The sequence below is a fragment of the Prevotella conceptionensis 9403948 genome, from assembly GCF_000312305.1.
GTDB classification, from domain to species: Bacteria; Bacteroidota; Bacteroidia; order Bacteroidales; family Bacteroidaceae; genus Prevotella; species Prevotella conceptionensis.
Genome location: NZ_HE999443.1, coordinates 504,252 through 515,891, shown reverse-complemented (window position 1 = coordinate 515,891; position 11,640 = coordinate 504,252). Strand labels below are relative to the sequence as shown.

The following is an 11,640-nucleotide window of genomic DNA, read 5'->3' as shown; positions in this document are numbered from 1 at the left end:
CTTGGAAAGCGATGGGGGCGTCAGAGTGTGCGCCACCATTGATGATGTTCATCATCGGAACGGGCAAAACGTATGTGTTTGTGCCGCCGATGTAGCGGTAAAGGGGCATACCAAATGCCTTAGCAGCAGTGTGTGCAACAGCCAACGAAACGCCAAGGATGGCGTTGGCACCCAGCTTGCTCTTTGTGGGCGTGCCGTCTAGTTCGAGCATCTTGTAGTCGATTTTGCGTTGTTGGCAAACCGACATGCCTTTAAGGGCAGGAGCGATAACGTTGTTTACGTTCTCTACGGCTTTGAGAACACCCTTACCCAAGTAGCGGCCCTTGTCGCCGTCGCGCAATTCGAGGGCTTCGTTTTCGCCTGTTGATGCGCCAGAAGGTACACTTGCGCGGCCAACTACGCCATTGCACAATGTTACTTCCACCTCTACGGTAGGGTTACCTCTTGAGTCGAGGATTTCTCTCGCATGAACTTTTTCAATTACCATAATTTGTTCTTATTTAATTAAATAAAAAAATGTCCGTATTAAACTCTTGCAAAGTTAATAAATATCTCTGGAAAAACAGATGAAAAACAAATAAATACGCTCTGTTGAGATAACTTAACTTATTGCAGCGTAAAGGCTAACTGAAATAGATGAAGTGAAACAAGCGTTGGCAACTGTCTTTAAGCACCGAACAACAGCACCACAAGGAGACAGTACAAGCCACCTTGTAGCGGCACTACAAACGACTTGTACAGGCGCTACAAGGTGCTTGTAGTGCGCCTACAAGCGCCTTGTAGTGGCACTACAAACAGCATTGTACCAACACGCTGCCCTTTCATCTTCCGCCTTTTCACCTTTATAAGTCCTTTCACTCTTTCACCTTTAAAGGGCGTTAGCCATCTTTTCACCCTTTCACCTTTTCACCTCTTCACCTTTAACCCCCTTTCACCCATTCCTAAACGCCAAGGGTGTTTGTCCCGTTTGCCGTTTAAAGTACTTATTAAAGAAGCTGGGATTGGGAAAATTCAAGGCTTCTGATATGGCCGCCACCGTTAGTTGACCATGCCGCAGCATCACCTTAGCCTCGGTAATCACGGCTCGGTCTATCCATTCTTTGGCATACACGCCGCTGGCTTGCCACACAACCCTACTAAGATAGCGTTGCGACAAACACAGCTTGTCGGCATAAAAGGCCAAGTTATGTTCGCTTTTGGCATGTTCGTTCACCAAGACGATGAACCTATCAAACACCACACGCTGCCGCGAAGGACTCTCTGCGGGATGCTCTGTGGCCCTAACGTAACACTCGTTGTACACATAACACAGCGCGGTAATGATGGCTAAGGCCGCTTGTCGGTTGTAAGGTCTGTCCCTAAGCACGAGCATCAGGCTCTCATAAAGATTTTCCACCTTGGCGATGTCCCTGTCGTTGGCAGGCATAAGCGCGTCTTTCACCTGTCCGTTAAACATCGTTGGCACGCCCTGCGGAAACAATTCGTCCATCAGCCACGGGTCAATCACCACCCCTTCCACCTCACTTTCGAGCGGAATTTGGTCGAATTGAAAGATGGTACCATCGCAAAAATACCCTAATGTGCCACTTTGCGCACTCCGTTCAAGCAGATTAAGCGTTGCCTTTATCTCGCCTTTCTTCAATAATCCGATACGAATACCAGGCAGGCGATAAGGACAATGGGCCACAACGGCCAAGCCAAAGGTGTTTCGACCATTATAAAGCATGGTGAAACCGTCTTCAGTTATGGGCATGTCGGGTTCGGAAATATGCACGCTGAGCCTACTTCTTATCTCCTGCATGGTAAGTGTTTCGATTGTCTGATTGTTCATAACACGTCCTTTCTTATTTCCACAAAGATAATAAAAACCACCCATAAAAACCCTGATTAAGCGCAAAAAGCTACTAAAAGAACATTTATTGGCCGTAAAGGATAACAAGGATGTAAGCAAAACGGCGTAAATTTGCATCAAGAGAAGTAAACGAAAGGAAAGATGAAGCATACATTATTAATAGCCCTCGCACTGTTGTGTGCCGCCGCTTGCCCTGCGCAAACCACGTTAGAGGCCTGCCAACAGCAGGCACAACAGAACTATCCGCTCATCAAGCGGCGCGCACTCTACGCCCAATCCACGGCCTACACCATCGCCAACATCAAGAAAGGATGGCTGCCGCAGGTGCAAGTTGCGGCGCAAGGCACGGTGCAAAACCGCGTGGCGCAACTGCCCGAACAGCTATCTAACATGATGGCGGCACTGGGACAAAGCACACGCGGACTGGCGAAGGAACAATATCGCGTGGGAGTGGACGTCAATCAGATGCTGTGGGACGGCGGAAGGATTAGCGCACAAAAAGAAGTGGCACAGCTACAACAGCAGGTAGACGAGGCGCAAACCGACGTTTCGCTCTACCAAGTGCGCCAAAGAGTGAACGACCTTTACTTCGGCATCTTGCTTGTTGACGAACGTTTGCAACTTAATCGCGACCTGCAAACGCTGTTGCAAAGCAACGAAACAAGCTCGCTGCACTGCAAAAGCAGGGCGTGGCCATGCAAAGCGACGTGGACCAAGTGAAAGCCGAACGCCTAACGGCCGTGCAAATGGCCAATGAATTGCAACACTCGCGCGATGCGCTTTGCCGTATGTTGGCCTTGTTTTGCAACGTTGAGCGCATAGACAGCATTGTAAAACCGATGCCCGCAACCACCGAACAGACCGCGGAAGACGTTCGGCCAGAGCTGAAAGCCATAGACCTACGCCTGCGTTTAATCGCTTCGCAACAGCGCGCACTGCGCACTTCGCTGCTCCCCACGCTGAGTGTGTTCGGCCAAGCCTATTATGGCTACCCCGGTTTCGACATGTTTAAAGACATGAACAGCCGCTCGCCTTCGTTCAATGCCTTGGCTGGCGTGCGCCTTGCGTGGAACATTGGCAACCTATACACGCATCACAACAACGTGCAACGTTTGTCGGTGGCACAGGCCGAGATAGAAAATGCCCGCGAATTGTTCTTCTTCAACAATCGGTTGGAAACGGTGCAACAGCAAGAAACCATTGCAAGCAAGCGCCAAACGATGGCTGCCGACAACGAGATTGTTGCGCTTAGACAGAGCGTTAGGCGAGCTGCCGAGGCCAAACTAGCGCACGGCATCATCGATACCGACCGTTTGCTGCAAGAGATAACCCGCGAAAACAACGCGAAAATAAATCGCTCCACACACGAAGTGGAGATGTTACAAGGGATATATAACTTGAAATACGTGAAAGGAGAACCAACAATCCCAAAACAAGCCACGCCCTAACCGGCCTCACCCCCGACCCCTCTACAAGGGGAAAAAGCCTCACCCCAACCCCTCTCCAAGGGGAGAGGGGAGTAATATGTAAGGCTACAACAAGGGAAAATAATAAAGTATGTAAGGCATTACAAGGACTAACAGACATAACACCCACGCTCCAACAAGGCATTTCACTCCCCTCTCCCCTTGGAGAGGGGCTGGGGGTGAGGCCAGTTAGGGGGATTGGGAGGCCTGAAAACAACAAAATTAATATGAAACATCCATCAATAACCATCGCCGCACTCGCACTATTAATAGTAGCCTGTGGCGGAAACGAAAAAGAATACGATGCAACGGGCATCTTCGAGGCGACCGAAGTTACGGTTTCGGCCGAAGGAACAGGGCGACTGATGGCCTTCGACATCAGCGAAGGCTCAACACTGACGGCAGGACAGCAAGTTGGACTCATCGATACCGTGCAGCTACAATTAAAGGCTAGGCAGGTGGGAGCCACACGCGAAGTCTTTGCCAACCAACGTCCCGACATCCAAGCGCAGATTGCCGTCACCAAACAACAAATCAATAAGGCCCTTGTTGAACAACGTCGAACAGAGGCCTTACTTAAAGATGGCGCTGCCACCAGCAAGCAACTAGACGACGCCCAAAATGCTGTGGCCGTGCTGCAAAAGCAATTGCAGGGGCAACTGTCGCTGCTGCAAAACAGCACGCGTAGCCTTAACAGCCAGATGATCGGTGCCGACATTCAACGCTACGAGGTGATGAACCAATTGGAAAAGTGCCACATCAAGTCGCCAATAACGGGTACGGTATTGGAGAAATACGCCGAACAAGGCGAATTTACAGCCATCGGCCGACCGCTTTTCAAAGTGGCCGACACCCGTAACATGACCCTCCGCGCCTACATCACTTCAATCCAACTGGCCAAAGTGCGCGTGGGACAGCGCGTAAAGGTGTTCGCCGACTATGGCGACGACACCCGACACACCTACGAAGGTACTGTTACATGGATTTCGCCAAAGGCCGAATTTACACCCAAAAGCATTCTTACCGACGACGAAAGGGCCGACCAAGTGTACGCTGTAAAGGTCAGCGTGAAGAACAATGGCTACATCAAGATTGGCATGTATGGAGAAATGAAGTTATGAACGCCATCGAAGTAAACAACATCTGCAAAAGCTACGGCGAGGTACAAGCCTTGAAGGATTTCTCGTTTAGCGTGGCCAAAGGGTCGCTGCACGGACTTATCGGCCCCGACGGAACAGGCAAAACCTCGATGTTTCGCATCCTTGCCACCTTGGTTTTGCCCGACAGCGGCACGGCATCGGTAGATGGTTTCGACGTGGTGAGCGGACTAAAACACATTCGGCAGCGCGTGGGCTACATGCCGGGGCGGTTCAGTTTGTACCAAGACCTTACCGTTGAAGAGAACCTACGCTTCTTCGCCACCCTCTTCGGCACAACCATTGAGGCCGGTTATCATAACGTTAAGGACATATACGGACAGATAGAACCCTTTAAACGGCGGCGCGCTGGTGCGCTATCAGGCGGTATGAAGCAGAAACTGGCCCTTAGTTGCGCACTTATTCACCAACCCAGCGTGCTGCTATTAGACGAGCCAACCACAGGTGTCGACCCTGTTTCGCGCACCGAGTTTTGGGATATGCTTGCCCGTTTGAAACAACAAGGCATCACCATCCTTGTTTCTACGCCCTACCAAGAGGAGATAAAACGGTGCGACGAGATAACCACGCCACCCCTGCCACAATCTCTCCACACGCCACCCACACACACCTTATATATTAATAAGGTGTGCGAGTCAACGCCAACGTCACCCACCGACAACGCCACACGCAACCTGAGCCAGGCCGAAACCATTATCCACGTGAGCCATTTGGTAAAGACCTTCGGTACGTTTAATGCCGTAGACGACATTTCGTTCGATGTTCGCAGGGGCGAAATATTCGGCTTTCTCGGTGCCAATGGTGCAGGTAAAACCACTGCCATGCGCATTCTTTCGGGCCTTAGTCAGCCTTCGGGCGGCAAGGCTACCGTGGCCGGACTAGACGTTAGCACGCAACACGAGGCCATCAAACGGCGCATCGGCTACATGAGTCAGCGTTTCTCGCTCTACGAAGACCTCACCGTTACAGAGAACATCCGCCTTTTTGGCGGCATCTACGGCATGAGTTCGGCCGACATCAAACGCAAAACAGAACAGTTGCTCAACCGACTGACCTTGCAAAACGAGGCCAACCGACTAGTAAAGACCCTCCCCTTGGGCTTTAAACAAAAGCTGGCTTTCTCGGTAAGCATATTGCATCGGCCCGAAGTTGTGTTCTTAGACGAACCCACGGGCGGCGTAGACGGCAACACCCGACGCCAGTTTTGGGAGCTGATTTACGAGGCAGCACAGGGCGGTATCACCGTATTCGTAACCACACACTACATGGACGAGGCCGAATATTGCGACCGTTTGTCTATCATGGTGGATGGAAAGATACGCGCATTAGACACGCCCGAACAGCTGAAACGCCAATACGCGAAAGACAATTTGGGCGAGGTGTTCACCCTCCTTGCCCGCAATGCAGAAAGGAGTGAATGATGAAGACCTTCTTTTCATTCGTCAACAAGGAGGTGCGGCACATCCTACGCGACCGCCGCACCATGCTCATACTCTTCGGCATGCCGCTAGTAATGATGTTGCTCTTTGGCTTTGCCATCTCTACCGACGTGCGAAACGTGCGCCTAGTGGTTGTAACCACGCCGTGGGACAATGCTGCGCAGCAGATTGTAGAGCGGCTCGACGTTTCCGAATACTTCGTTTACACCTACAACGCACCCACTGTTGAGAAGGCCAAACAGCTTATTCGCAACCAAAAAGCCGACCTTGCCGTGGCCTTCTCGCCACGTTTTGCCGACCATCGCTACGATGGCGGCGCGCGCATACAGCTTATCACCGATGGCACCGACCCCAACATGTCGAGTTTGCAAGCCGCCTACGCCTCGCAAATCATTGTCCAAGCCCTGCAACAGGGTAGCCAAGTAAGCATCGGCAGCACGCCAATGGTGACCACCCGACTGCTATACAACCCGCAAATGAAAAGTTCCTACAACTTTGTTCCAGGCATCATAGGCATGTTGCTCTTGCTTATCTGCGCCATGATGACCTCGGTAAGCATCGCTCGCGAAAAAGAACGTGGCACGATGGAGGTGCTTCTCGTCTCGCCAGCGCGCCCTTTGCTCATGCTCATAGCTAAGGCCGTGCCCTATTTTCTGTTGTCTATTGCCATCTTGTGCATCATCTTAGGCATCTCACATTTCGTTTTGGGCGTACCGCTCTCAGGCAACCTGTCCGCCATTTTCGCCCTCTGCCTGCTCTACATCTTCCTAGCCTTGTGCATAGGTCTGCTCATCAGCGTGTTGGCCAGCACCCAATTGCAAGCCCTGCTCATATCGGGTATGGTGATGTTGATGCCCAGCATCCTGCTATCGGGCATGATATATCCCATCGAAAGCATGCCACAAGTACTGCAATGGCTAACATGTATCATTCCCACACGATGGTTCATCGCCGCCATTCGCAAGCTAATGATTATGGGCGTGGGGCTAGATATGGTGGCAAAAGAACTGTTCATACTCGCTGCAATGGCAGCGTTGATACTTGGTATAGCATTGAAGAAGTTTAATATTAGGCTTGAGTAGCCTCACCCCCGACCCCTCTCCAAGGGGAGAGGGGAGTAATATGTAAGGCAACTTCAAGGCCTACACACCTCCTTTCCTTATAAAGCGAGGTGAAAGGAGTGTAATATGCGGGGCAAGCACAAGGCCAACTTATACAATATACAATCCACCAACAAGGCATTTCACTCCCCTCTCCCCTTGGAGAGGGGCCGGGGGTGAGGCCGTTAATTCCTTAACTATGTTCAAATCTCTCCTACAAAAAGAATGGATACAGATACGTCGCAACGCCTTTGTTATCCGACTTGTGGTGGTCTATCCCATCTTTATCATGGTCATTGCACCATGGATTACCACGATGGAAGTGCGTAACATAACGGTGAGCATCGTAGATAACGACCGCTCAACGCTATCGCGGCAACTCGTCGGTAAAGTAGAACACTCCACCTATTTCCACTTCAACGGCATGGCCTCATCGTATAAAGAGGCCTTGGCAAGCGTGGAGAGGGGACAGACAGACGTGGTATTGGTTATTCCGCAGCACTTTGAGCGAGAACTAACGCTGGGAAAAAGTCCGCAAGTGTTTGTTGCCGCCAACGCCACAAACGGCACCAAGGGCGGCTTGGGCAGCGTATACCTAGCCAACATCATTACAAGCACAAGCCTGAACAGTCGCCCCCTACCCTCGCCCCGTCAGCAAACCATAACCGCAAGCACCCTATACAACCGCCACGAGAGCTACAAGGTGAACATGATACCGGCACTTATGGCTATGGTGATGATTATGGTTTGCGGCTTTTTGCCTGCGCTTAACATCGTAGGCGAGAAAGAGGCGGGCACCATCGAGCAGATAAACGTAACGCCCGTGGGCAAAACGCAGTTTATTTTGGCCAAGCTCATACCCTATTGGGTCTTTGGCTTGGTAATCTATACCCTTTGTTTGTTGCTCGCCTGGGGCATTTATGGCATCACGCCCGTGGGCAACGTGGCCTTGCTCTACCTATTTATGGTGCTGCTAGCCATAATATTCAGCAGCATCGGACTTATCGTCAGCAATTACAGCGACACCATGCAGCAAGCCATGCTCGTAATGTGGTTCATCATGACTTGTATGATGTTGCTCAGTGGTTTGTTCACGCCTGTGCGCAGCATGCCCAATTGGGCACAAACGCTTACATGGATTGTGCCAGTGCGCCACTATATCGATGCTGCTCGTTCGGTGTTTATTCGCGGTACGGCACTAAGCGGACTAACTACCCAACTCGCCATCCTCGCCGCAATGGCCACCATCATGAGCGTATGGGCAGTTTGGAGTTATAAGAAGAACAGCTAGATTAACTGGGAGAATTAGATTTTCTAGAAGGCTAGATGAACTAGCGCAACTAGACGAACTAGCCAAACCAGACTGCCCAACAAGAATTTATATTGAAGTCGTCTTGACTTTTAATGTTTCTATACATTAAAAGGCGTTTGTTCTCTCTGTGATGCCAACACAAGACAAACACCGTTCTCAAACACGAAGTGCAGAACAAACCAAACCACCGCGGCTTATAAACTCACGAAAGACCAACAATTCCCAAACACATCAACTTACAAACTGGAAAACTCACAAACTCATCAACTCAAATCTTAAATCATTATCTTTTATTTTACAATACCACTCTAATTTTCGCTCCGTTCTAGCGAAAATGTAGGCCATAATGTAGGTAAATCGCCCCTATTTCTGGCCTTTCACGCTTTACAATATGTTCAATTTTAAGAAAACTACCTGCATTTTGTACCATTTAGCCTTTCTAGATTGGTTGTCAACCCATGATTTTTGCAACCTAAAAACCCACTTTTAGACCCCCAAACCCCACTTTTTAACGACCATTTTACCCTTTCTAGCCATGTATTTCATGGTTCTTAAAGGTTTTGTTGATACATTTGCAGTGGATATTTATGCTTTTTACCTTGTGTTTAGCTGCATTTTGCACTGCGTTTTGCACCATTTTACCTTGCATTTTGCACCAAAACGCACTGCATTTAGCACCAAAACGCACTGCGTTTAGCACCAAAATGCACTGCGTTTAGCGGCATATTGCACTATATTTTGCTATAAATAGCCCAAAAGTTGGTGCAAATGGCGACTTCTTTAAATAAATATTCATTTCGCTGCATTCACATGCTAACCTCTTTTTGCATCAAAACAAACCTTCGCGAGAATCGATTTTTTGCGGCCAAGTGAACGATTGGTGGGAAAAAAGGCACTCATAATGTTAAATTTAGTGCTGAAAATATGACAAAAAAATTATATTGCATGCACGCGCAAGTGGGCAACGACACCGAAAGAACGTACGTTTACAACAGCCAACACGAGCGGCTGTGGGGCATGTTGCTCACGGCCAACCAAGACGACATCATGGAAACGCAGACGTAATAGGCCGTCGACAAGCGGCTTTCTGCTTGTGGAGAACGCATGGAACAACTTCCGCCAAGTCGCCTCCTGAAACACAAACACGATTTGCCACAGACAATTTGGGGCAATATTTCAGGTTTTTATCGTATCCTCGTCTAGTACTTTGTGCATGAGCAGAATGCTTATCTTGGTTTTACCACACAAAGAAAATAAACTCCACCCAATTTATAGAACCATTAAAAGTCAAGACAACTTCACTGAAAGAAGTCAACATGAACGCCTTTTTCCCGCTTTTGTTTTGCACTATAAACAAAAACAGCTAACTTTGCAGAGTAACAAACAAAGAGATTACTAACATGTTAGGTATTAAGTCGCACCGCCCCCCTATTGAGGGAGACATTGCGGATGAAATTCGCGATGCCGTTGTTCGTGTTGCCAAGGGACAACTTAATGAAGAGGAGAAGGCAGTTCAAGAACGTCTAAAAAAAGCGTTGGAGAAATATGAGGTAAAATGGGAACTCTAAAAAAGAACAAAATACGTTTTGAAAGGGCTGAGGATATTTCAGCCCTTTTAAATTTTAAATGCGGCATAAAACAGATGGATGATTTTATCCGCAATAAACATAAAGGCCTGCAAAAACACATAGAACTGGGGCTATCGCATCTGTGGTTGGTGTACGAAAAAGAAAAGGTTATAGCCTTCTTTGCCCTTAGTAAAGACGCACTAACACTAAACAGCGAAGACAAACACATGATAGAGATGCGCCAAAAGACCGATTTCTTTCCCCATTTCGATGAAGAACACTTTTGGATTCAAGAAAAATACGCTGCAATAGAAATAGACTATCTTGCTGTTGCCGAAGAAAAACAAGGAAAAAGAATAGGAAGCACCATCATAGCCAAGATTGAAGAATACGCAAGGAACGACAAACTCTCTTCAACCCTATTCCTTGCGGTGGAAGCTTTAAACAGCAGGGAACAAAACTCCATTGAGTTTTACAACAAATGCGGATTTAGACTTAGCGAGGTAGGAAAAACACGAAATGAAAACATGGAAAGGGATGGAGACTTGCCACTTACTGTTAGAATGTATAAGCGGATATTGCCCGCTAAGGAATAACATACCAACACGCATACAGCACAAAAATACGGCCGAGAACCACATTCGCTGTTCTCGGCCGATGTTTTTTAACCTTGCAAAAGCACACGCGTGTTACTTCATCAAGTCTTTCAACGGAATGCGTTGGAAGGTCATCTGGGCCACGCTACTTTCGTAGAGAATGCCAATGGTTTCCTTGTCTATCATCGTTAGGCACGAATAACCCCAACCAAAACCCTCGTCGAGCAACACCTGATGTTCGGGCAACCACGTTTTTCCGCCATCAAGACTCATCTTAATGGTGATGTTGTTGCGGTGCTTGGTAGAGTTGGGATTAGAGAAAAGCAAGATGTCGCGTTTCAAGGCATTGTCCTTAGCCTTAACGCTGATAAGGCTACCCATGCAAACGGGCTCGATAAGGGCACTGCGCGAAGAGGGATGCTCGGTCCAAGTGGCACCTAGGTCGCGCGTTGTACACACGGCACGACTTCCTCCGCGGTTATCGCGCATGTTCAACATCAGCACACCTTTCTCCACTTCGGCCACTTGCGCCTCTGTGGTGTTGTCGCGTGCAGGCTTGTTGATGTGCCATGTTTTTCCACGGTCTTTGCTGTACATAATACCTGCCGAAGGTTCGCGATTGGCCTTAATAAACTGTATGGGGAACACCAATGTGCCGTCGGTCATGGTGATGCCGCGGCCAGGGCCTTGCAAAAGGAAATACCATTCGGGCTGTTTCACCTGCGAAGTGATGTTTATCGGTTCCGACCATGTTTGGCCATCGTCGTCGCTTCGCACCAGAACCAATTGTGCCGTGTGGTTGTAATCCATGCCTGGTTGCGAACTCCACCACGCTCTTTCGTTGCCCATGCCGTGCGTCCAAGCCGCAACAATCCACACGGTGTTGGTCTTTGTGTCTACCAGAATACTGGGGTCGCCCACGCCGTTTTGTGCTTTGGGCAGTCCGCCAGTCTCGCCAAAGGCCATGGGGAGGCGCATTGGCTCCCACGAACGACCGCCATCTGTACTGCGGCTAAGCCCTACATCTACATATTCTTGCAAGTCCACGCTGTTGTTATGGCGCACATCGTACACGCCGAGCAATGTTCCGCGATTGGTAGTAACCAGTCCGGGGATGCGATAGGCGGCCACGCCATCGTCGCCAGCATGC

The 11,640-nt window shown here is 49.3% G+C and carries 9 protein-coding genes and 2 pseudogenes; 8 read left to right on the top strand and 3 right to left on the bottom strand.

Annotated features, from left to right (window positions below; all coding sequences use genetic code 11):
• Positions 1-487, bottom strand: a pseudogene (gene eno / locus BN93_RS01860) (phosphopyruvate hydratase); the annotation flags it as partial.
• Positions 488-931: 444 nt separating this feature from the next.
• On the bottom strand, positions 932-1,831 hold the full coding sequence (locus BN93_RS01855) for a helix-turn-helix domain-containing protein (RefSeq protein ID WP_044259557.1): 900 nt from the start codon (positions 1,829-1,831) through the stop codon (positions 932-934).
• Positions 1,832-1,993: 162 nt separating this feature from the next.
• Between BN93_RS01855 and BN93_RS19040 the strand changes: the two are divergent.
• From BN93_RS19040 to BN93_RS01820, 8 genes and pseudogenes are all read left to right on the top strand, one after another.
• Positions 1,994-3,300: pseudogene (locus BN93_RS19040) on the top strand (TolC family protein).
• Between the two features lie 245 nt (positions 3,301-3,545).
• Positions 3,546-4,439, top strand: coding sequence for an HlyD family secretion protein (locus tag BN93_RS01845; protein ID WP_019186659.1), 894 nt, complete (start codon positions 3,546-3,548; stop codon positions 4,437-4,439).
• A complete protein-coding gene (locus BN93_RS01840; protein ID WP_019186658.1) occupies positions 4,436-5,896 on the top strand; it encodes an ATP-binding cassette domain-containing protein in 1,461 nt (486 codons plus the stop codon). The genes BN93_RS01845 and BN93_RS01840 overlap by 4 nt, the downstream gene beginning before the upstream one ends.
• Positions 5,893-6,996 (top strand): ABC transporter permease, encoded by a 1,104-nt coding sequence (locus tag BN93_RS01835; RefSeq protein ID WP_019186657.1) that lies wholly within the window; start codon positions 5,893-5,895, stop codon positions 6,994-6,996. The genes BN93_RS01840 and BN93_RS01835 overlap by 4 nt, the downstream gene beginning before the upstream one ends.
• A 217-nt stretch (positions 6,997-7,213) precedes the next feature.
• Positions 7,214-8,305, top strand: coding sequence for an ABC transporter permease (locus tag BN93_RS01830; protein WP_019186656.1), 1,092 nt, complete (start codon positions 7,214-7,216; stop codon positions 8,303-8,305).
• 945 nt (positions 8,306-9,250) lie between these two features.
• On the top strand, positions 9,251-9,391 hold the full coding sequence (locus tag BN93_RS17290) for a hypothetical protein (RefSeq protein ID WP_157462595.1): 141 nt from the start codon (positions 9,251-9,253) through the stop codon (positions 9,389-9,391).
• 335 nt (positions 9,392-9,726) lie between these two features.
• On the top strand, positions 9,727-9,894 hold the full coding sequence (locus tag BN93_RS01825; protein WP_019186652.1) for a capsular polysaccharide biosynthesis protein: 168 nt from the start codon (positions 9,727-9,729) through the stop codon (positions 9,892-9,894).
• 74 nt (positions 9,895-9,968) lie between these two features.
• Positions 9,969-10,490: a GNAT family N-acetyltransferase gene (locus tag BN93_RS01820; RefSeq protein WP_019186651.1), complete on the top strand. Its 522-nt coding sequence runs from the start codon at positions 9,969-9,971 to the stop codon at positions 10,488-10,490.
• 93 nt (positions 10,491-10,583) lie between these two features.
• Here the strand turns inward: BN93_RS01820 and BN93_RS01815 are convergent.
• Positions 10,584-11,640: sialidase family protein (locus tag BN93_RS01815; protein WP_019186650.1), on the bottom strand; the 1,057-nt coding region annotated here is incomplete at its 5' end.